Origin of the sequence: Erwinia plantamica, from assembly GCF_043420595.1 — a bacterium.
Classification (GTDB): domain Bacteria; phylum Pseudomonadota; class Gammaproteobacteria; order Enterobacterales; family Enterobacteriaceae; genus Erwinia; species Erwinia aeris.
In genome coordinates, this window is the sequence record NZ_JBGCUC010000002.1 from 16,304 (window position 1) to 37,912 (window position 21,609).

Annotated in this window: 20 protein-coding genes; 7 read left to right on the forward strand and 13 right to left on the reverse strand. The window is 56.5% G+C overall.

From position 1 onward, the window contains the following. Positions 1-7: 7 nt before the first annotated feature. Positions 8-757 (reverse strand): oligogalacturonate-specific porin KdgM family protein, encoded by a 750-nt coding sequence (locus AB3U87_RS01925; protein ID WP_253458764.1) that lies wholly within the window; start codon positions 755-757, stop codon positions 8-10. A gap of 230 nt (positions 758-987) precedes the next feature. Between AB3U87_RS01925 and AB3U87_RS01930 the strand changes: the two genes are divergently transcribed. Further along, positions 988-1,134, forward strand: a complete 147-nt coding sequence (locus AB3U87_RS01930; protein ID WP_253458761.1) for a hypothetical protein — start codon at positions 988-990, stop codon at positions 1,132-1,134. 1 nt (position 1,135) lies between these two features. Here the strand turns inward: AB3U87_RS01930 and AB3U87_RS01935 are convergent, their stop codons facing one another. The 8 genes from AB3U87_RS01935 to rppH form a co-directional block, all read right to left on the reverse strand. Beyond that, a complete protein-coding gene (locus AB3U87_RS01935; RefSeq protein ID WP_253458758.1) occupies positions 1,136-1,429 on the reverse strand; it encodes a prepilin-type N-terminal cleavage/methylation domain-containing protein in 294 nt (97 codons plus the stop codon). 16 nt (positions 1,430-1,445) lie between these two features. Next, a complete protein-coding gene (locus AB3U87_RS01940) occupies positions 1,446-1,886 on the reverse strand; it encodes a DUF2509 family protein (RefSeq protein WP_394148221.1) in 441 nt (146 codons plus the stop codon). After that, the gene (locus tag AB3U87_RS01945) at positions 1,883-2,434 is read right to left on the reverse strand and encodes a prepilin peptidase-dependent protein (protein WP_253461231.1); all 552 of its coding nucleotides are present in this window, start codon (positions 2,432-2,434) and stop codon (positions 1,883-1,885) included. Before AB3U87_RS01945 ends, AB3U87_RS01940 begins: the two co-directional genes overlap by 4 nt. Then, the gene (locus AB3U87_RS01950) at positions 2,425-2,967 is read right to left on the reverse strand and encodes a prepilin-type N-terminal cleavage/methylation domain-containing protein (protein WP_370734695.1); all 543 of its coding nucleotides are present in this window, start codon (positions 2,965-2,967) and stop codon (positions 2,425-2,427) included. Before AB3U87_RS01950 ends, AB3U87_RS01945 begins: the two co-directional genes overlap by 10 nt. 296 nt (positions 2,968-3,263) lie before the next feature. Further along, positions 3,264-4,058 carry a thymidylate synthase gene (gene thyA / locus AB3U87_RS01955; RefSeq protein ID WP_253458753.1) on the reverse strand — a complete coding sequence of 265 codons (795 nt, stop codon included), beginning with the start codon at positions 4,056-4,058 and terminating at the stop codon, positions 3,264-3,266. Continuing rightward, the gene (gene lgt / locus AB3U87_RS01960) at positions 4,055-4,936 is read right to left on the reverse strand and encodes a prolipoprotein diacylglyceryl transferase (protein WP_394148223.1); all 882 of its coding nucleotides are present in this window, start codon (positions 4,934-4,936) and stop codon (positions 4,055-4,057) included. The genes thyA and lgt overlap by 4 nt, the downstream gene beginning before the upstream one ends. A gap of 139 nt (positions 4,937-5,075) precedes the next feature. Next, on the reverse strand, positions 5,076-7,322 hold the full coding sequence (gene ptsP, locus AB3U87_RS01965) for a phosphoenolpyruvate--protein phosphotransferase (protein WP_253458747.1): 2,247 nt from the start codon (positions 7,320-7,322) through the stop codon (positions 5,076-5,078). 11 nt (positions 7,323-7,333) lie between these two features. Beyond that, positions 7,334-7,858 (reverse strand): RNA pyrophosphohydrolase, encoded by a 525-nt coding sequence (gene rppH / locus AB3U87_RS01970; protein ID WP_125287387.1) that lies wholly within the window; start codon positions 7,856-7,858, stop codon positions 7,334-7,336. 687 nt (positions 7,859-8,545) lie between these two features. Between rppH and mutH the strand changes: the two genes are divergently transcribed. The 4 genes from mutH to AB3U87_RS01990 all read left to right on the forward strand — a co-directional run bounded on the left by mutH (position 8,546) and on the right by AB3U87_RS01990 (position 11,612). After that, the gene (gene mutH, locus AB3U87_RS01975) at positions 8,546-9,232 is read left to right on the forward strand and encodes a DNA mismatch repair endonuclease MutH (RefSeq protein WP_253458745.1); all 687 of its coding nucleotides are present in this window, start codon (positions 8,546-8,548) and stop codon (positions 9,230-9,232) included. Positions 9,233-9,300: 68 nt separating this feature from the next. Then, entirely contained in the window at positions 9,301-10,011 is a 711-nt protein-coding gene (locus AB3U87_RS01980) for a TerC family protein (RefSeq protein ID WP_253458743.1), read from the forward strand. Between the two features lie 164 nt (positions 10,012-10,175). Further along, positions 10,176-10,391 (forward strand): YgdI/YgdR family lipoprotein, encoded by a 216-nt coding sequence (locus AB3U87_RS01985; protein WP_125287384.1) that lies wholly within the window; start codon positions 10,176-10,178, stop codon positions 10,389-10,391. A 180-nt stretch (positions 10,392-10,571) separates the two neighbouring features. Continuing rightward, a complete protein-coding gene (locus AB3U87_RS01990) occupies positions 10,572-11,612 on the forward strand; it encodes an NADP(H)-dependent aldo-keto reductase (RefSeq protein WP_301252541.1) in 1,041 nt (346 codons plus the stop codon). A gap of 83 nt (positions 11,613-11,695) precedes the next feature. Here AB3U87_RS01990 and lplT read toward each other — a convergent pair whose 3' ends face one another. From lplT to AB3U87_RS02005, 3 genes are all read right to left on the reverse strand, one after another. Next, a complete protein-coding gene (gene lplT / locus AB3U87_RS01995) occupies positions 11,696-12,910 on the reverse strand; it encodes a lysophospholipid transporter LplT (RefSeq protein ID WP_394148225.1) in 1,215 nt (404 codons plus the stop codon). Beyond that, positions 12,903-15,068 (reverse strand): bifunctional acyl-ACP--phospholipid O-acyltransferase/long-chain-fatty-acid--ACP ligase, encoded by a 2,166-nt coding sequence (gene aas, locus AB3U87_RS02000; protein ID WP_301252539.1) that lies wholly within the window; start codon positions 15,066-15,068, stop codon positions 12,903-12,905. Before aas ends, lplT begins: the two co-directional genes overlap by 8 nt. Before the next feature lie 284 nt (positions 15,069-15,352). Further along, positions 15,353-18,376: a hypothetical protein gene (locus AB3U87_RS02005; protein WP_394148227.1), complete on the reverse strand. Its 3,024-nt coding sequence runs from the start codon at positions 18,374-18,376 to the stop codon at positions 15,353-15,355. A gap of 379 nt (positions 18,377-18,755) precedes the next feature. Between AB3U87_RS02005 and AB3U87_RS02010 the strand changes: the two genes are divergently transcribed. Both AB3U87_RS02010 and AB3U87_RS02015 read left to right on the forward strand, forming a co-directional pair. After that, positions 18,756-19,223, forward strand: coding sequence for a hypothetical protein (locus AB3U87_RS02010; RefSeq protein WP_253458725.1), 468 nt, complete (start codon positions 18,756-18,758; stop codon positions 19,221-19,223). Between the two features lie 165 nt (positions 19,224-19,388). Beyond that, on the forward strand, positions 19,389-19,964 hold the full coding sequence (locus AB3U87_RS02015) for a cupin domain-containing protein (protein WP_253458721.1): 576 nt from the start codon (positions 19,389-19,391) through the stop codon (positions 19,962-19,964). A 211-nt stretch (positions 19,965-20,175) separates the two neighbouring features. Here AB3U87_RS02015 and AB3U87_RS02020 read toward each other — a convergent pair whose 3' ends face one another. Beyond that, a complete protein-coding gene (locus AB3U87_RS02020; protein ID WP_394148228.1) occupies positions 20,176-21,609 on the reverse strand; it encodes an efflux transporter outer membrane subunit in 1,434 nt (477 codons plus the stop codon).

The window sequence follows — 21,609 nt, forward strand, 5'->3', positions numbered from 1 at the left end:
CCGAAAGTTATTTAAAGGTGTAAGCGACCCCCAGCCTTAAGCGGAGCTGGCGCTCGCTGGAATAAGCGCTGCGGCCGATATCGGCGAAGGTGACATAAGGCCGCCACTCTCTGTTCGCGCCAACTACATAATCAAACTGTAGCTCCTGCTCGTAGTTATTTTTCTTATTGGCGAACAGTAAATCGTCACCGTGCATATAAATGTATTTATAGGTGGTGGTTAAATCTTTCCAGCGGTAGCGGAAATAGGCATCAAAGCGGTTAACGGTACGGTGCTTGTCCAGGCTGCAATAGTCGTGACCGGCTTCACCGCACTGGCCGTCATGCGCATAGTCGCTTAGCTCCAGGCGATACATGCCGCCAACAGACCAGCTGTCATTAATTTTATACCAGGGCACGACGCCAAATTTCCATTCCGTTCTCACCGAACTGAACTCTGGCTGAATAAAAGGGGTAAAAGTCCAGTCGCCATAAAAAAAGTTTTTCATCAGCGTCATTTCGACTACGTTCAAAACTATGTCGTTATAATATTTATCTTTCGGGTCCGGGCCGCCGGTTTTAAATTTGGTTTCGACGCTAAAAACGTAATTATCAGGCAGGCTGGCACCCAGCGCCAGCTTATCGTAGTGGGTGCGGTCGCGCAGGCGGTAGCCGTGTCGATAATCCACGGTCACATCTTTGACGGCATCTGCGCCCGCCGGGGGAAGAAATACCGCGGATAAAGAGAGGGAGAGTAAAAGTTTCGTTGCTATTTTCATCTTGTTTCATCCGTGAAGGTTTATTAAAAGAGCCTGTTACTGACTGCATTAATTGCCAGGCAGATTCAGTCGGGATAGTTAACCGTCCTGGTATACCTCCTTAATACAAAAAGCCGCTGCCGTTCTGTGTTAATACTGACACGGGAAAAGATATTTTTATAAAAACTTTCAAAACCGCCTGAAAAGCAAAGTCACTTGATAAAAACAAAAATATTATGACAGGGAAAGTAATGGATAGTTACGTCCCGAACCTTCGCTATTTTGCCAGCTTGTTTTTTTCTGTGGCAGCAGAAAAAAGATTTCCGGCTGTTATCTCTCATAAAGAGATAATCGGCCGCTGGCTGCTTTCAGGCTTTTTCAAAACGACGACAGCATAAACTACCTGTGCAGCTCTGCACTTTCCTGTTGGTCTTCGCTTTTACAGCTCAGCTGCGATAATGCAGCTTTAGCCCCGGCAGGACTGATAACCCGCGCCGTTAACAGCATGCAGCCTTCGGTCAGCGTTTGCTGTTCCAGCATCGTCTGCCAGCCGGGCGCCTGATAGCCTTCGAACCGCTGCCGGGCCAGCCTGACCGCTTCCCGCTGCTGTAGCTGCAGCTGAAAGCTTCTTCCCAGCGCCAGCTGATACTGAACCAGCGCCAGCGAGCTCAGGCTAAACAGTAGCAGCGCCACCAGCGTTTCCGGCAGGCTAAAGCCCTGCGGTTTCCCTGTCCGGCAGGCAGTCTTCTTCCTGCGCCAACGGACAAAAATCAAGCCAGCCGTGCGGCTGTGGATGTACGCGGCCATTTTGTTCATCGTGGGTTACCCATTGATAAAAGGCGATAGTGTCTTTGCCGCCGTCACCACGTAATAAGGCTTCGCCTTTCGTTGTCACTTTAAAACAGGCCCGCCAGTCAGGCTGCTGCCGTGCCGTAAGGCAGCGCCAAACCACCGTCGACGCCCATTTTCCCCTTTTCCCCGCCTCCAGCGCCGAAGCGGCCAGGCTGGCCTGCCGCAGATAAAGCCGCTCGTCCGCCACAAGGCTTAACGATGCATCCAGCTGCTGTCGGGTGGCGTTGAGCAGCGCCGTCGACATCAGCAACAGCAGGATCGCCATCAGCAGCGCACCGCTTCCCTGCTGCGTATTCACAAGTTTTCCGCCGTGATCCAGCGCTCGACGGTTAGCGGCAGCTGCGGAAAACGTCTGGCATAGCCGCCAAGCAGCAGTCGGATCTGTCTCGCCTGCTTAAGCACGCGAAAATCGCTGATTACTATGCTGTCCGGGTCGTTCATTTTTTCCCATCCGCCGCTGTCGCAGCTCTGTACGCCGCGCTGCGCCTCCAGATTGCCGTCGCGCAGCCGGAAGCCATAGTAGTCGCTGTTGTCATTGCCCGGCCCTTCCCAGCGGCCGTTGCTGTTCTCGTCCCAGCGCACCAGCAGGCATGCGTTTTTTTCGCCGATCGTCTGCAGCCCTTCGCCCTGGCATTTGCCGTGACAGTAGCCCGCGCGCCGCACGCTTTTTTCCAGCGTGCTCATCATCAGCTGTAGCTCTTCGTGAAGCTGAAAGGTCAGCAGGATCCGCAGATTGCCGATCTGCAACAGCGGCAGAAATTTTGCCGCGCCCAGCATCAGTACGCCGCTAATCGCCAACGCCACTAACATTTCCGGCAGGGTAAAACCACCGCGCTTCACGGACAGGCATCCTGACAAATGCGCACCCTTGCCCTCGACGACAGGATAATATGACGTTCGCCCGCCGCGCCGACGATCACGATCCGGCCCGGTTTGGCCACGTTGCGGCGGCCATAAAATCCCATCCCCTCCGTGAGCGAGGCTATTTTTATCGCAGGCCAGGGCGCAGTTAACGTTCGGCGCTGGCGGCCATGGCAGGACGCCTGCACCGGGCCGCTGCCCAGGCACCACGAAGCGCCATCCGTTTTCCACAGCAGCGCCTGCCGGTTATGCCAGTTTGTCTCGCTGCGCAGCCGCAGTAAAAAATGCTGGATTTGCCGCGCGCTCGCGTTTAGCCGCTGCGTCTGCTGCCACTGCTGCCAGCCACCGACCGCGCCGGCCATCAGCATGCTGGCGATAGTCATGACGATCAGCAATTCCGGTAAGGTAAAGCCTGCTCTGTTCATGTGCTCTATTGTGCCGTTGGCGAGCAAAGTTGCCAGCCACAAAAAGCCATCATGCGAGCGGCTTTCCGGCCGTTTACGCTTTGGATGTTTCATTACCTGTTTTTTTGCGGCCTGTATTGGAAAAACAACCTTTTCCGCTGCGGTTTTACCGCGCCATCCTGTCGGCAAAAATAAAGTTCAGACAGATGGGCGCTTAAGCTCCGGGCAGAAAAGAAAGCGGTTAAGAGAACGGCAGCGGCAAGATAGCGGCGCTTAAGCTCTGGGCAGGAAAGAAAAAGGCAGAAATAACGGTGGCAACACGGGGATACTTAAATTTAGTACAGCAGAGAGAACGGCAGCAGCTTTGTCGGGTCGTAAAAAAGGGAGCGAAAGCTCGCTCCCTTAGTCGGTCAGATGGCGACCGGCGCCTTAATGGCAGGATGCGGATCGTAACCTTCGATATCGAAATCTTCAAAACGATAATCAAACAGCGAAGCGGGTTTACGTTTGATCACCAGCTTCGGCATCTCACGCGGCTCGCGGGTCAGCTGCAGATTCGCCTGCTCCAGATGGTTGCTGTAGAGGTGCGTGTCGCCGCCCGTCCAGACAAAGTCGCCCGGTTCCAGATCGCACTGCTGCGCCACCATATGCACCAGCAGCGCATAGCTGGCGATATTAAACGGCAGGCCAAGGAACACATCGCAAGAGCGCTGATAGAGCTGGCAGGAAAGCTTGCCGTCCGCCACGTAGAACTGGAAGAAGGCATGGCACGGCGCCAGCGCCATCTCGTCAAGCTCGCCCACGTTCCACGCGGAGACGATGATGCGGCGCGAGTCCGGATCGTTTTTCAGCTGCTCCATCACTTTTGCCAGCTGATCAATCTGGCGGCCGTCCGGCGCGCCCCAGCTGCGCCATTGCTTGCCGTATACCGGGCCAAGGTCGCCGTTTTTATCGGCCCACTCGTCCCAGATGGTCACTTTATTTTCTTTCAGATAGGCGATATTGGTGTCGCCCTTCAGAAACCACAGCAGCTCATGGATAATCGAACGCAAATGGCACTTCTTGGTGGTCACCAGCGGAAAGCCTTCCTGCAGGTTGAAACGCATCTGATGACCAAAAATCGACAGCGTGCCGGTACCGGTACGGTCATTTTTCGGCGTGCCCTCGTTGAGCACTTTCTGCATTAATTCCAGATACTGTTTCATTTTTCCTCACGAACGTGTTGCACGGTACGGCGGCGATACGCCCAAATCATCATAATCGCGCCGGCGATAATCATCGGCGTCGAAAGGATTTGCCCCATGCTGATAAAATTGTCGAACAGGCCCAGCTGGGCGTCTGGCTGACGGAAATACTCCACGATAAAGCGGAATACGCCGTAGCCGATCAGGAACAAGCCTGATACCGCGCCCATCGGACGATTTTTACGGATAAAAACGTTCAAAATGATAAACAGCACCACGCCTTCCAGCAGCAGTTCATAGAGCTGAGAAGGATGGCGCGGCAGCACGCCGTAAGTAGCCAGCAGCGACTGCCATTCAGGATGGGTGGAGGCCAGCGCTACGTCTTCGCCGCGCGAGCCGGGAAACAGCATCGCCCATGGCAGATCGGGCGCTACGCGTCCCCAGAGTTCACCATTGATAAAGTTGCCCAGACGGCCGGCGCCCAGCCCGAAAGGGATCAGCGGCGCGATAAAATCCGCCACCTGGAAAAAGTTGCGTTTGGTACGGTGGGCGAACCACAGCATCACGCAGATAACGCCCAGCAGGCCGCCGTGGAACGACATGCCGCCATCCCAGACCTTGAACAGATAGAGCGGATTATCCAGAAACAGCGGCATATTATAAAACAGCACGTAGCCGATGCGGCCGCCCAGGAAGACGCCGAGGAACCCCGCATAGAGCAGATTCTCAACCTCTTCTTTTTTCCAGCCGCTGCCCGGCTTGTTGGCGCGGCGTACGGCCAGCCACATGGCAAAGATAAAGCCGACCAGATACATCAGGCCATACCAGTGCAGGGCGATCGGCCCGACGGAGAAAATTACCGGATCAAATTGGGGGAAAGCCAGATAGCCGTTAGTCATCTTTCACCATTATTAATAGTCCCTGATTTCAGGTGACGGAATGAATAAAGCGCGCGTGCGGCGCCGCGCAGAGGCGCGCATCATAGCACAGGCCGCACGAAGGCGGCCCGATGGAACTTTGTAAACTTTAATAAGAGAACTATCGACCACCGCGGATCAGACCGCCCAGCCCGCGCCGTTCCATAAAGGCGGCGACCAGGTGGCGCACCTCATTTGCCTGTTCCGCCTGCAGGCCCGCTTCCGCCAGCTTCTGCGCCTCTTCGTAATCAATATGATGCAGAAGATATTTCACCCTGGCGACGTTGCGTCCGTTCATGCTCAGATGGTGATAGCCCAGCCCCACCAGCAGGGCGACGCAGCTGGAATCGCCCGCCATTTCGCCGCACAGACAGAGTTCGATATTGGCCCGCTTCGCCTCTTCCGCAATGGTTTTCAGCGCGCGCAGCATCGCCGGATGCAGGCTGTCGTAAAGGCTGGCGACGCGCGTATTGTTGCGATCGACGGCCAGCAGGTACTGCGTCAGATCGTTAGTGCCGACGGAGATAAAATCGACCCGCTTTGCCAGGTGGCCGATCATAAAGATCATCGAGGGTACCTCAATCATCACGCCGACGCGCGGCCTGGGAATCGGGTAGCCCAGCATCTCTTCCACTTCCTTTCCGGCTCGTTCGATCAGCCTGAGCGCCTCGTCGATTTCATCAATGCTGGTGATCATCGGCAGCAGAATGCTGAGGTTGTCGCTGGCGACGTTAGCGCGCAGCATGGCGCGTACCTGGACCAGAAAAATCTCCGGCTGATCCAGCGTTAGTCGGATACCGCGCCAGCCCAGGCAAGGGTTCTCCTCGCTTATCGGCATGTAGGGCAGCTGTTTGTCAGCGCCGATATCCAGCGTGCGCAGCGTAACCGGCTTTTCCAGGAAGAGTTGCAGCATCCCCTGATACTGCGCGACCTGCTCCTCTTCGGAAGGGAAACCGTTTTGCAGCATAAAGGGGATTTCCGTACGGTAAAGCCCGACGCCATCCACGCGACCGCCCTGCGCCTGCTCATGCTCCGCGCTCAGGCCCGCGTTGAGCATCACTTTTACCGGCTCGCCCGACTTCAGCGTCGCAGGCCGCTCCACCACGTCTTCCGCCAGCTTGCTCAGCTCGTTTTCTTCGCTGATCAGCCGCTGATATTCCTGCACCAGCACCGGTTCCGGATCCACCAGCAGCTCGCCGCGATAGCCGTCCACGATCAGCAGCCTGCCGTTGAGCGCCTCGGGCTGAATATCCGCGCCCATCACGGTCGGAATGCCCATCGCGCGCACCATAATCGCCGCGTGCGAGTTGGCCGCGCCATCCCTGACCACCACGCCTGCCAGGCGATCGTGCGGCAGCTCGGCCAGCGTCGTGGCGGTCAGCTCGTCGGCCACCAGCACGAAGCGTTCGGGCCAGGTATTGGTGCCCTGCATGGTGTCATCGAGGTGAAACAGCAAACGCTGCCCCAGCGCGCGCAGATCGCCCGCCCTTTCACGCAGATAGCTATCCTGCAGGCTGGCAAACTGGGCGGCAAACTTCTCAATGACCTTCTTTACCGCCCATTCCGCCACGAAGCCGTTGTCGATCTCCGCAAAGAGATCTTTTTTCAGCCTGTTGTCGCTGAGCAGGTGCGAATAGAGATCGAAAATGGCGGCGCTTTCTTTATGCACGCTGGAGGTGAAACGTTTGCTGTAGCGGCGAAACTCGCCGGAAGCCTCGTCCATCGCCAGCGACAGCCTTTCGCGCTCGCGCACCGCATCCAGCGTGGAGGCCGCCGAAACGGTATCCAGCGACGGCTGGTTGCTTTCTACCCAGCCTGCGGCCACCGCCACGCCCGGCGCGGCGGCCAGGGCACGCACGCGGGTTTGCCGGTACTGTCCGAACAGCGTATTAAGCTGCGATTGAGAGAGAATAGTGGCCATTTGCGTAGCCAGCGTCACCAGAAACGATTCTTCGCTCTCGTCAAACTGGCGGTGCTCGCGCTGCTGAACGACCAGTACGCCCAGCAGCTGGCGGCGGCTGATAACCGGCACGCCGAGAAAAGAACGGAAGCGCTCTTCTTTTACGGAAGGAATATATTTGAAGCTGGGATGACTTTGCGCATCGGCAAGGTTGATAGGTTCAGCCAGACGCCCTACCAGCCCGACGATCCCTTCGTCGAAAGCCAGCGCGACGGTGCGGCCGCGCGGCTTTTTCAGGCCGCGCGTCGCCATCAGGTAATAGCAGCGACGGTCGTGATCGGCCAGGTAGACCGAACAGACTTCGGTATCCATTGCCAGGCAGATTTCGCTGACCAGAATGTCGAGCGCCTCGGTCAGCCGGGGCGCTCCTGCCACTTTCTCCACTATCTCGCGCAGCTGTATAAGCATATCTGAGCGGCTTACCCTCTCTTCCGTCGATAAGGCGTATTTCGCGGTACGGCATTCTCCTGCAGGGGCATCACCACGCTGGCGAACTCCTTCATCACCCGGCGATAAACGTCGCGTTTAAAAGAGACAACCTGACGTACAGGATACCAGAAGCTCACCCAGCGCCAGCCGTCGAACTCCGGCGTGCTGCTGGTTTGCATGTTGATATCCGCGTCATTGCACAAGAGTTGCAGAAGAAACCACTTCTGTTTCTGGCCGATACAAACCGGCTTTGTGTCCCAACGCACCAAACGTTTCGGCAACTTATAGCGTAACCAGTTCCGGGTAGAGGCAAGGATGCGCACATCTTTGCGGTGCAAACCGACTTCCTCAAAGAGTTCTCGATACATCGCCTGTTCTGCCGTTTCGCCAGGGTTGATGCCTCCCTGAGGAAACTGCCAGGAGTGCTGGCCATACCTTCTGGCCCACAACACTTGTCCCTGCCTGTTACAAATTACGATACCAACATTCGGGCGGTAGCCATCATCATCGATCACTGGACTACCTCAAAACTAATACTCGGATAGCCTGATTGTTTCATACTCCTTACAGACGGTAAACCACTGCTTTTGGGCCGTTACTGACGGCATTCGCGGGATAACTTGCGAACATTCGTAGAGTTATAAACAGAAATCGCCACTTTTGCGCGATCTTATTCACCTTTTCTGTGGATATCTTTGTGCAGAACTCTCCTGGCCGCTGGGGAAAACTCAGAGTGGCGCCTTTTAGCCTAAGGTTAATACTTTGGTTAACGCATTATAAATATTGAGATTTATCCAATTCTACCGCGTCCTTCTGCTGTTTCAGGGCCCCCGATCAATAACGACACCAGGCAGGTGGCGAAAGATCGAACACCGACTTTTTTATCCACAGGATATGTTGCTATCCTAAGCAAAAAATGCGGTAACCCGGGTAAAACCGCCGCGTCAAGCCTGTAAATCGAAACAGTATTATTTTAAAAATCGACTTATCCCATTTTTCTGTGGATAACTACGTGTAAGATCCTGTTCATTGTCGGTGCGCAGGCAGGCATAACCTTTTCAACTTCCCGATCGCGGCCGCAAAGTGACAAAAAAAAGCCGCGATTAATCATGCTATTATTGCGCTTTTCCTCAGGGATGAACGCATCCCTTTTAATATGGAAAACTACTGTTCATTTTTTAACCAACAACCAAGAGCAGGCGATGCCAGACTATTTTTCTCCGGTTTTACCGCCGGAAAACGAAGCCGCGTTACTGGAACGCGCGCGCCAGCTGGCTGGCTTTACGCTGGGCGAACTGGCGTTGAGAGCGGGCCTTACGATACCGCGCGACCTGCGTCGCGATAAGGGCTGGGTGGGTATGCTACTGGAACGCTATCTGGGCGCCAGCGCAGGCAGCAAACCAGAACAGGATTTTGCCGACATCGGCGTGGAGCTGAAAACTATTCCTGTCGACGCGCAGGGCCGCCCGTTGGAAACCACCTTTGTTTGCGTGGCGCCGTTGACCGGCAACAGCGGTCTGGTCTGGGAAACCAGCCATGTGCGACATAAGCTGGCGAGAGTATTATGGATCCCGGTAGAAGGCGATCGGGCAATTCCGCTGGCCGAACGTCGCGTCGGCGCCCCGCTGCTGTGGAGTCCCAGTGAAGAAGAAGAGCTGCTGCTGCGGCGCGACTGGGAAGAGCTGATGGATATGATCGTGCTGGGACAGGTAGAGCGTATTACCGCCCGCCACGGCGAAGTGCTGCAAATCCGGCCCAAAGCCGCCAACAGCAAAGCCCTGACGGAAGGCATTGGCGAAAACGGCCAGCCGGTAATGACGCTGCCCAGGGGCTTCTACCTGAAAAAGGCTTTCACCGCGCCCTTACTGGCACGTCATTTTTTACTGTAAAGCTTTAGCTGAGCGGCATCCGGATGAGTATACTCTTCGTTTAACTTTCGTTTAGGATGCAACGTTGTATGTTTGACTGGATTGCCGATCCCAACGCCTGGCTGGCGCTGGGTACACTGACGATTCTGGAAATCGTTCTGGGTATTGATAATATTATTTTTCTTTCTCTGGTGGTGGCTAAACTTCCCAAACAGCAGCAGAACGCCGCGCGCCGTATCGGCCTGGCGGGCGCCATGCTGATGCGTCTGGGTCTGTTGGCCTCGATTGCCTGGGTCATTCGCCTGACCACGCCGCTGTTTACGCTGATGGACCACTCTTTTTCCGCGCGCGATTTAATCCTGCTGTTCGGGGGGCTTTTTCTGCTGTGGAAGTCCAGTATGGAGATCCACGAAACAATAGAAGGCGGTGAAGAAGAACATAAAAGCAATGTTCATTCCTTCGCCGGCGCGATTGTGCAGATTATGCTGCTGGATATTATCTTCAGTCTTGATTCGGTAATTACTGCCGTTGGCCTGTCCGATCATCTGATTATTATGATGGCGGCCGTGGTAATTGCAGTGGGCGTGATGATGTTTGCCGCCCGCGCTATCGGTGAATTTGTTGACCGCCATCCTTCAGTAAAAATGCTGGCGCTGACTTTCCTGATCCTGGTAGGTTTCACCCTGATCCTGGAAAGCTTCAATATTCACGTGCCAAAAGGCTATATCTATTTCGCGATGTTCTTCTCCATGTCGGTTGAGTGTCTTAACCTGCTACGCGGCAAAAAAAACCACGCCTGATACCAGGCCGACCGGCGCTGCCGGTCGGCTTCTTCCCGTTGTTTTTACGATCAAAGTCAATAGTTCGTCGTGCTGTGACGCCTTTTTAGGAGTTCTGCGGTTAACGCTTTCTGTAAAATGCGCTATTACTGATGCAGGCAAATTGAAGGCTAAGGGAGCGAAGTATGAAGTTGATGTCTGGCGCGGCCGTTCTGATGCTGGCCACGCTGCTCGGCGGTTGCAGCAGTGATTACGTGATGGCGACAAAAGAAGGCAAGATGATTATGACCCAGGGTAAACCGGAGATCGATCAGGATACCGGTCTGGTGAAGTACACCGATCGCTCCGGCCATGAGCTGCAAATCAACGGCGATGAGGTTTCATCGATTGTTGAACGCTAAGCCCAATCCCGCCACCTGACGCTTTCCGACAGGTGGCCCCCACCGCACTTCCCGATAAATCCGCTCTTCCCCCTGTAGCGGCCGACGGTTATAGTCAAAAGCCGGATCTGGCGTTTGCTTCAACAGTTTTACCCCGCACGCCAGGCTGGTCTTTTAATAATGAAAAAAGGAAGCCGGCACATGCATTATCATCGCATCCCCCACAGTACGCTGGAAATCAGCAGCCTGGGATTAGGCACCATGACGTTTGGCGAGCAAAACAGTGAAGCCGATGCCCATGCGCAGCTTGATCTGGCGCTCCGTTCCGGCATTAACCTGATCGATACCGCTGAGATGTATCCGGTGCCGCCGCGCCCGGAAACGCAGGGGTTAACCGAAACCTATATCGGCAGCTGGCTGAAGGCGCGCGGCAATCGCGAAAAAGTGGTGCTGGCCTCTAAAGTCGCCGGGCCGGTACGCGGTGCGGATGCTTCAATCCGACCGGGCCAGGCGCTGGATCGCAAGAACATCCGTCAGGCGCTGGACGCCAGCCTGAAGCGGCTGAACACCGACTATCTGGATCTTTACCAGCTGCACTGGCCGCAGCGACAGACCAACTACTTCGGACGGCTGAACTACGAATATGCGGAAGATACCGCCACGGTCACGCTGCTGGAGACGCTGGAAGCGCTGAACGAGCAGGTTCGCGCCGGTAAAATACGCTATATCGGCGTCTCGAACGAAACGCCGTGGGGCGTGATGCGCTATTTACAGCTGGCGGAAAAGCACGAGCTGCCGCGCATTGTCTCTATTCAGAACCCCTACAGCCTGCTGAACCGCAGCTTTGAAGTGGGTCTGGCGGAAATCAGCCAGCACGAAGGCGTCGAGCTGCTGGCCTATTCCTGCCTGGCCTTTGGCACGCTGAGCGGCAAATACCTGAACGGCGCTAAGCCTGCCGGCGCGCGCAACACGCTGTTCAGCCGCTTTACCCGCTACAGCGGCGAACAGGCCGAGCTGGCTATTGCCGGGTATGTGGCGCTGGCGAAAAAGTATAATCTTGACCCGTCCCAGATGGCGCTGGCTTTTGTCCGTCAGCAGCCTTTCGTCGCCAGTACGCTGCTGGGCGCGACTACCCTGGAACAGCTGCAGCTGAATATCGACAGCTATAATCTGACGCTGGATGAGGAAGTGATGCAGGGGCTGGAAGCTATCCATCGCCGCTACACCTTCCCGTCGCCTTAACTCGTTTTTTGACGAAAACGGTTAACGGTAGCCAGTAAAAAGGGGCGGAATATTTCCGCCCCTTTTTTGCTCTGAAAATCCGTTTATTTCCCCACTCTGGTGTCGCGATGCTGCGCCAGCTGCCAGCCCCACAGCACGGCAATCGCCAGCGCAAACAGCGCACCGAAGCCCACGCCGGTGGCTACCGGCGGCGCACCCAGCTTCACGGCCAGCGAGTAAAGCCCCAGCATGATCAGCATCGCGCCGTTTTCGCCCAGGTTTTGTACCGCAATAGCGTTGCCTGCGCCGACGCTCTCCTTGCCGCGCATCTGCAACAGCGCGTTCAGCGGCACCACAAAGAAGCCGCCAAGCATGCCGATAACTATCAGTAATCCGTAAGCCCCTGCCGCCGTGTGCTGCAAGGCGAAAAAGACCACCGCCACGCCAATCAGCACGCCTGCCGGCATGCATCTGCCGACCGTTTTCAGCGTCACCAGCTTCGCGGCCGCGCCTGCGCCGAACACAATGCCGATGGCGACCATGGCATTCAGCAGCGTGGGCGTTTTGTTATCGGTAATACCCAACGCGACCGGCACCCACAGCACCAGCAGAAAACGCAGGGTGACGCCCGCGCCCCAGAAGAGGCTGGTGCCCACCAGCGAAAAACGCGTTTCGCCATTGCGCCACAGCTCGCGACAGGCGTGGAAAAAGCTGAGCGACATGCGCAGTGGATGCCAGCTTTGCCCCGCCCTCGCCGCCGCCAGTTTTGGGATCAGCACGTTCGCCGCTACGGCAAGCCCGTAGGCCAGCACGCAGGCGATAAGCGCGCCGGTCAGGTTCCAGTCCGCCAGCACGCCGCCCGCGATCGATCCCAGCAAAATAGCCGCAATGGTTGAGGATTCCATCAGGCCGTTTGCCTTGACCAGCGTTTCGCCGCCGGTGATTTCGCCCAAAATGCCGTACTTGGCTGGTGAATAGGCCGCCGCGCCAACGCCAACCAGTGCATAGCCGATAAAAGGATTAAAGCCGAAACAGATAGTCAGCGCGCCCAGCAGCTTGAGGCCGTTGGCGACCATCATCACCCGACCTTTGGCGAAGCTGTCCGCAACCTGGCCGACGAAAGGCGCCAGGATGATATAGGTGGCGACAAAAACCATTTGCAGCACCGGCTGGCTCCAGTCCGGATAGACCTGGTTTTTAAGCACCGCCAGCGTGGCGAAGAGCAGCGCATTATCGCCAAAAGCCGACAAAAACTGCGCGGCGATAACCGCCATCATGCCGCGCGAAAGCAGCTTTTCGCTGCCGGATGAGTTATGCATTTTCCGCCTCTTTTTCCGGCTGTTCCGCCATGCTTTTCAGCGTAACGAAGTCGGGTTTCCCGCTGCCCAACAGCGGCAGCTGCGGCAACACGCGAATATCGCGCGGCACCGCCAGCTCCGGCGCGCCCAGCTCGCGAGCCGCCTTCTGCAGCCTGTCGCGGGTTAATTCGCCGTCGGTGGTAAACAGCACCAGCGCTTCGCCACGGTTGCCGTCGGGCTTTATCGACGCGGCGTGCTGTTTTTCTGCCGATGCCTTCAGCGCAATCTGCTCGACAATTTCCAGCGACACCATTTCGCCCGCCAGCTTAGCAAACCGCTTTGCGCGCCCCTGGATCTGACAAAAACCATGCTCGTCAAAGCTGACGATATCACCGGTATCGTACCAGCCTGCTTCCATCTGTCCTTCGCCGTTATCCGCCTGCGGCGCTTCCAGCACGCCTGGTTTTTCTACCCGGAGGTAGCCTTTCATAATATTCGGCCCGCGCAGCTGCAGAAGCCCGCCCTGCTCAATCCCCGGCACGGAAATCAGACGAGAATCCATGCCCGGCAGGATACGCCCGACGGTATGGTTTTTCGCCGCCATCGGCACGTTGATGGCCACCACCGGCGCGCACTCCGTCACGCCGTAGCCTTCCAGAATGCGGATGCCGAATTTCTCCATCCAGACCTGACGCGTGCCCTCCTGCAATTTTTCTGCGCCGGCCACCACGTAGCGCAGGCGCGCGAAATCATACGGATTAGCAAAGCGCGCGTAGTTGCCCAAAAAGGTGGAGGTGCCGAACAGTACGGTGCAGTTTCGGTCATACACCAGCTCCGGAATAATACGATAGTGCAGCGGGCTGGGATAAAGGAACACTTCTGCCCCGGTCATTAGCGGCGTAAACAGCCCAACGGTCAGGCCGAAAGCGTGAAACAGCGGCAGCGCGGACATAAAGCGATCGCGCGGCGTAAAGTCGGCCACCGTGCGGATTTGTTCCACATTCGCCAGCAGGCTTTTATGCGAATGCACCACGCCTTTAGGATGACCTTCCGAGCCGGAGGTAAACAGCACCATCGCCGCGTCTTCCGGCTGCTGCTGCACTTCAGCATGGCGTGGCAGAAGAAGATGGCCGAGGATCCAGAGTTTATCCTGCGTGGTAATCGTTCCTTTCAGATCTTCCAGAAAGATCCATTTTACCCCGGTAAGCTGCTCGGGCAGATGCCAGAGCTTGCCCTTGTCCAGAAACTGACGGGAGGTGAAAACCGTTTTTACCTCTGCCGCTTTCAGCGCGCTGCCCACGCCTTTAACGCCAGCGGTGTAGTTAAGCATCGCCGGAACGCGGCCACGCATCGACGCGCCCAGGATCGCGGCGGCGGTCACCGTGGTATTCGGCAGCAACAGGCCAATGTATTCGCCTGGCGACGTATAACGCTCCAGGATCCGGCCGACGCCCAGCGATTTCTTCAGCAGCCCCGTGTAGCTGTCAGGCTGCAAATTGACGTCTTCAATACAGGATTTGAAATAGCCATAGCGCGTGCGGGCAGCCAGAAACGCCTGATAAAGCGTCTCGCGCGGGCGCACCGCCATCCGCGCTTCCATCATAATATGGTGCAGATGCTCTCCCGCCAGCCTGCGGCGCTCCCGCGCGGTTTTGGCCTCCGGCATCGGGATGGTGGTGGCAGGAAGCACGGTCATGCTGATACGCGGGAAAAGGCGGCGCTTAAACACGCCGGCCAGGCGACCAAACGGCGAAAACTCCGCGCCCTCTATCCGCAGCGGCACAACGGTAGCCTGCGACTTTGCCGCGACAAAACCGGCACCGTCGTAAATTTTCATCAGCGATCCGGTGACGGTAATTCGCCCCTCGGGAAAAATCACCACCGGACGGCCCTGCGCGATTGTTTTTACCAGACGCTTGACCGACAGCGGCTTTGCCGGATCCAGCGGCACAAAATCCACCAGCGGGCGCACCCAGCGCATATACCATTTTTCGCTGATGGAAGAGTAGACGGCAAATACCGGCTTAACCGGCAAAAACAGCGCCAGCAGCATGCCGTCCAGAAACGACATATGGTTGGGCACAATCAGCACCTTTGGCTGGTGCAGCGGGGAAAGATCGCCAGCCAGCCGGGTACGGTAGAGCACCCCAACCAGCAGACGGAAAAATGAAAGCAGCATGCCATCTCCTTAGCAGATAAATTTGCCTGTAACGATGCAGGATATGGCTGCGCATGACAATGGCGGAACATAAAAATCAGGACGTGCTGAATCAATTTATGTGTGGATACCGCAGCGTTGCAAAAAGATTTGCGGCGCTGGCCGAAGAAACAGGCTCCTGCTGGCGAACAACCAAAACCAGTAGCGCTCACGCTTTTTTAGCACCTGCGCTACACGGCAGCATAAAAAATCAGGCGATGGCAGCCCGGCTCAGCAAGCTGATTTTCCTGCGGCCCGTTCCTTTCTCAGCTATTGCCCGGCGTAATAATGCCCCGACGCAGCATGGCCTGCATTATTGTGGCCTGCCAGTGCTGGCTTGTTGCTTCCGGCGAACTGGCGTTCAGACTGCCGGCCAGCCGCATGGCACACTCCTGGGTAAACTGCCCGCGCCCGGTTAACTGGCTGTTATGGTGCAGAAATTCGAGCTGACTGTTAACATCCAGCCTGTCGAAAATAACGCTGACCAACCGGTCCCGCACTTTTTGCGGCATTTCCTGCCAGGCTTTATCCGGCACCGCCTCTTTAAGCACGCCCATGCCGCGGCTGATATGGCTGTCGGAAGCCGCCAGCAGATGATCGGTGCCGCGCCGCCGCGTTTCGGGATCGTCGCTCCACATATCTTCAAGGCTCAGCTCACAGCGTAATCTGACCGCCTGTTCACGACCCGTACGGGAAACGCCGGGCATGCCGGAATCGATAAATCCCCCCAGCAGTTCATCCAGCGCCTGACGATCGTCCGAGTAGGCCACTTCCTCCGTCAGATCCTCACTGCTTATCAGGTGGTTAAGATACCCCACAATCGAAGCCACTTTATTCAGCGTGAAGTTTTCAGGAAGTGCCGCCGTAGCGCGCAGCTCCGCGACGCTGGCTTCATTTCTTTGTTGATTACTGATTACCGGAGCGGCATTTTTCCCCGCCTGGCGCAGCTTTTCGCTGAAGGGCCTGTCGTGCAGCGAACGGCGCTGCTCCGGCGTCAGGGAATCGTTAACCAGCTGTTTTGCCAGATGCAGAGCTGACCCAATAGTGAGAGAAGGACGATCCAGCTGCATTTCCCTGCTCAGCATCCAGTTTCTTTCAATGCTTTCAGGTTTCGTTTCGCTGCCGTGACTGAGACGCAGCATTCTGTCGTCATAACCCGGCAGATTACCTATCGAGCTAATCGTACTTTCGGTAAAGCCAAAGGAGCCTCGGGCGCGAATCAAATCACTCTCTACAACCTCAGCAGGACTGTACGACCAGCGCTGCGCCTTCCCTGAATTTGCGTTCAATTTAAAGCTGGGATAGCGCGCTTCCGGTTCGAGGCTATAGGTGTTCAGCATGGAAAAAGGCTTATCGGTATCGTGACCAGCAAAACGGCCGTGCTCGTTTTCACCGTTAAAACAGTGTTGAGCAATAAAGTTACCGTTATCAATGGCCTGCTGTAGCATTTTTGGCTCATGCCTGATGGCTGCATGAGTAATGTGCGTAAGGAGCTGGCCTTCACCATGATGAAACCAGTTCTGGCTGGCCTCGTAATGGCGAAACCGCTTTTGTAGGGCTTCGTTTCCCTCTGTTTTCGCGCCCACCAGCGTCAGGCTCCCTCCCAGCACTTTGGTTGCGCCCAGATTGCCGAACTTTTGATGGCTTTTGCACAGGAATAAGCGGAGTTCATTATTGGCTAACGCTTCGCTAAAGGTCCCCATTAGCGCCTTCATTTCTCCTTCTTTTTCAATGGTGGTGTCAATAACCACGTTAAGCGGCTCCGCTTTATTTTTGCGGTTTTTCATCTCCTGCCCGATGCCCTCAATCATATCCTGCAAAGACCAACTGTGTTCGGGTTGACTACTGTGGGCGACAAAGCTGTCGCAGAAGGAGGTGTAAAACGCAGGCGACTGCTTTTGCGGATCGGCCAGCTTGCCGAAGCTGTCCGCATACTCCTCGGCCTCGTAATAGAATTGCGTGCACTTTTCCCCGTTCTTCAGGAGCGCTAATCCGCTGCGGCTGGCGATCAGGGCGGCCTCAAGGGCTTCCGTAAGCGCCTGCATTCCTGAGGATAACAAGAAAGGTTCGATCGGATTGAGCTGCATCGCCTGCTGCGGCGGCAGCGCTTCGCGGATGCGCTGCGAAGCGTACGCCTTAAAGGCGTTGGCCTTGTACGGGCTTATGGCGCCCAGCAACACCTGCATTTCCTCCATCAGCGCCCGGTGAGCGTTGCCGAATCGGGTGCTGTCCGTAGCCAGCGCGGGCATGGCTTCGGCAATAAAGCGGATGCCCTGCAATCCCTGCGCAATCAAAGGATTTTGCTGATGACGCTGGGCCAGCTGCGGGTAGCTGAGTATGCGGGTAAGTTCGTCGATCATATCCGCATCCGCCCGGGCCAGCACGCTGGTGCTGAGCGAGTCAGGTATCTTTCTCAGCTGCGTAACCGGCCCCTGGGCATGAGGAGAGCGAAGCGCCGCAACAGTCAGGTGATTCTGTACTCGCGGATCGTTGATGAAAGGCTGCTGCTGTGCGCCGACGGCGTTCCGGGCCACCTGATAAGCCGAAGGACGGGCGCCGAATTTATCAGCGAGTAAATCCAGCGCTTGCCAGTTATCCACACTGTCGCAGCTGATGGCAATAATACCCGGCGCGACGGCTTCCTGTTTTAACGGCCCGTGCCCGGGATGCTGGGCCTGGAAACGTTTAACAATTTTATCCGTCATAAATTCGCTGTTGATAAACAGACGCTGCTGCTGCTTCGCCTGCGGATAACGCAGCTGGTAGAGCTGATGGCACAGATTGAGGGTTTTGCCCGAAGGCGCCATACGCTGATAGTAGCCATTCATTTCATGCCCGATCTCCAGCTTGCCGAACGGGACTTTACCGCTTGTTTCATCATGCGCAAATCCCAGCCCATACTGCGCGGCGGCCACCTGCCCGCCCGGAGTAGCGTTCAATTGCGCGCACCGCATACGCTTCCAGGTTTGCGTTCCCAAAAGATCAGCCGTGGCCGCTTTTTCATAGCGACGCTGGCCCAGCATATGCTGATGCAAATCAGCGCTGAACGTGCCGGGCGCGGCTTCGAGATCGTCCTTTGCCCGGATCTTATTAACCTGCTCTTCAAGCTCAGTAACCTGTTGTTGCAGATGTAAATTCGCCGACCCGCTATCCATACTGTGACGACGCCCGCCAGGCCGCCCGGCCTGGTGAGCCTCTCCGCTGCGCAACGGCGTAGTGCTTTCCTCACGTAACCTGTTTCCCTGGCTCGGGTTTTGGTATGGCCTTAGCTGGCCGGAAACGAATTTCATAAGTTCACCTTATTTTCTAAAGCGCTTTAGTGGCGACGTGAAACTTATGGTTCCTTACAACGATTGCTCCGCCCGGGTGGCTGGCCATTCCATTATTTTACGGGAACCGTTGACGCGTTAAGGACACTAAAGCCCCCTCATATCACATCACTTTTATTGAGGAAGACGCGTGCAGGTTAATCGTTCAGGCATATCGGCGCCCGCTCTGGCTACAGAGCAGAATAAACAGGCAGCCTCTGCAACCCGCCATTTACAAGGGCCGCTAAACGGCTTGCATCATGGCGCGGCTGGCATTAAAGGAAGCGTTGCCCCTGACAACCTTCGGCAAGGATTGTTGGGGATGGGACAGGTCGCCTTGCTTAAAGGAGATAATCAGCAGATGGAGACAGGTGGATGCGGCCCCTGTATTGGCGTAGGCATCACTTATCGTTCTCGTGACGGGGAAACAAGCGGGTTGCTTGCTCATCTGCAACCGGAAGCGGATATCAAAGATTTTGCTGCCAACGTCCGCCAGGCGTTCGACGATCATTTTGAATCTGAAATTAATCTCACGCTGGCTACCGTTCTCGACAAAGATCCGGCCGTTGCCGACCAGCAGCAAACCCGTTTAGCAGCGCTTCAGCAAAATCTCAGGTCGCAATATGATTATCTGGATCTGGACGACGATAACGTCCATGTTTCTACCGCGCACTCTGCGCTTTCCGTCGATCTGGCAGCCAATGAAATAAAAACCAGCCAGGAGACAAAAAAGGATTTCAGCACCGCTGATATGGACTACATGCGCGATCATATGCTGAATGACAGCAGGACGCTGCGCTACTTCACCGAGCCATCCGGGCAGCATTAATAACGCGCGATTAAAACTTTTCGGACGTGCTATATGGGCGCGTCCCAATTTATGCTGCATCAGCCATAACGCTGTCACACAGATGTTTAAACATACTGGCTGAAATAAAGGGATGTTCGGATTGCCTGAGCATTTATATTTTTCGCCGCAGAGGAGAAGTACGCTATGCCGTTACCCGCCATCCACCGCATTGTTACCGGACACGACGCCAAAGGAAAATCAACGATTTATAGCGAGGGTTCGCTGCCTTCGGTCATTGAGACGGAAGCGATCCCGGGGCTGATTTTTCACGAGGTCTGGGAAACGTCGGCATCGCCCGCGCCGGTTAATAACGATCCGGATCCCACTAGCGGACCGGTAATGCACAACGCGCCAACCAACGGCACGCGTATTCGCTTCGTCGATCTGCCGCCTGATGCCTCTTATCTGGATCAGGAAGATAACCGCATTAAAGATCTTTTTGAACAGGTTAACTATACCGACGGGCTGACGGTAAAAGCCGATTCGCCCCACCCCATGATGCACCGCAGCGAGGCGGTCGATTATTGCGTGATCGTACATGGCGAAGTTTATCTCGTGCTTGATGACTCAGAGGTGCTGCTCAGGCCCGGCAGCGTAGTTGTACAGCGGGGCACTAATCATGCGTGGTCCAACCGATCGCAGGAGTCCTGCCGTATCCTGTTCGTTCAGCTTGATGGTCGTTACGACCCGGCTCTGGCGGCACAACTGGCGGGAAAATAATATAGGTTACGACCCGGCGTTGGCGGCCCAACCGGCCGGGAAATAATGTAGTTAAGGCTGCCAGAGATATTTTACGGCCAAAGTGGCGATATTTGTAGGCACTGGAATTTGTATTCGTGATGCGGGTAGTCTTAACGATGATACTGCCCGCCATGCTGATATTCCAATTGCTTTTCAGACCTGTTTCCGCCGGGGCGATAACGCCCATATGTTAGCGCGATGCCTCCCGCCAGCCGCCGCCCAGCGCGGCGATCAGCTGCACGCTGGCGACCCACTGCGTGCTTTGCAGCGCCAGCAGGCTCTGCTGCTGGCTCAGGCTGCTGTTTTCAGTGGTGGCGACATCCAGATAGTCAATCATCCCCGCTTCATACTGGTTACGCGTGACGCGGGCCGACTCCTGCGCCGCCGAGGTGGCGTTTTGCTGCGCCACGATTTCGTTTTGCAGCGTATGCAGCTCCACCAGGTAGTTTTCCACCTCCTCAAAGCCGGTCAACACCGCCTGGCGATAGCTGGCCACGTCGGCGTCATATGCCGCTCTCGCCTGCTCCACTTTCGCCGAGGTGGCGCCAAAGTCCAGCAGCGTGCCGCTGAGCGACGGCCCGAGCGACCAGACGCGATTCGGCAGCGACAGCAAATTATGCAGCGCCGAGCTGGTAAAGCCGCCGGTGGCGCTCAGCGTAAGGTCGGGATAGTAGCCTGCGATCGCCACGCCAACGGCGGCATTGGCCGCTGCCACAGTGCGTTCTGCATAAGCGATATCCGGGCGGCGCTCAAGCAGCGTCGAGGGCACGGCCTGCGGCATGGCGGGCAGCGTAGCGGTCATCGCTTTCGTTACCGGCAGGCTGAATTCCGCCGGCGTTTTACCGAGCAGGATAGCGATAGCGTGTTCGGTTTGCGCCCGCTGCCAGCTGAGGTCGAGCGCCGAAGCCCGCGAGGTTTCCAGCTGCATTTGCGCCTGCGCGAGCGTGGCGCGAGACTCGCTGCCAGCCTGATATTTATTCTCAATAATAGTCAGGTAGCGCTGGTAAGCCTCAACGCTTTGCTGATACAGCACGATCTGCTGGTCCATAATGCGCAGCTGAAAATAATCCTGCGCCAGCTCGGACTGGGCGCTGAGGGTGATATTCGCCAGCTCCGCCTCGCTGGCCTGCGCGCTGGCTTTGTTCTCTTCCAGCGTGCGCCGCAGCTTGCCCCAGATATCCACTTCCCAGCTGGCGCTGGCCTGTAGCGAATGGCTGTCGCTGGCGGTGCGCTGGCCCGTGCCCGTCGCAGCGCTGCCGCTGCGCGTTGAGGAACCGCTATAGGTCGCACCGGGCAGAAGGTCAGAGCGTGCTTCACTGACCAGCGCCCTGGCCTGGCGATACTGCGCTTCATACTGCGCCACGTTCTGGTTTGAAACGGCAACCTGCCGCAGCAGACCGCTCAGCGTATTGTCATGATAGACCGACCACCAGTCGCCTTTGCTTTGTGCATCCTGCGGTGCGGCCTCGCGCCAGCCCTGCGCTTCTTTATAGTGCGCGGGCACGTTCACCGCCGGACGATGGTAATCGGGGCCGACGGCGCAGCCGCTCAGCAGCAGCGCCAGGAAAACAGGCGCGAGCCTGGAACTTGTCCTTTGCCCGGACAGAAACGGTATTTTTTTCAT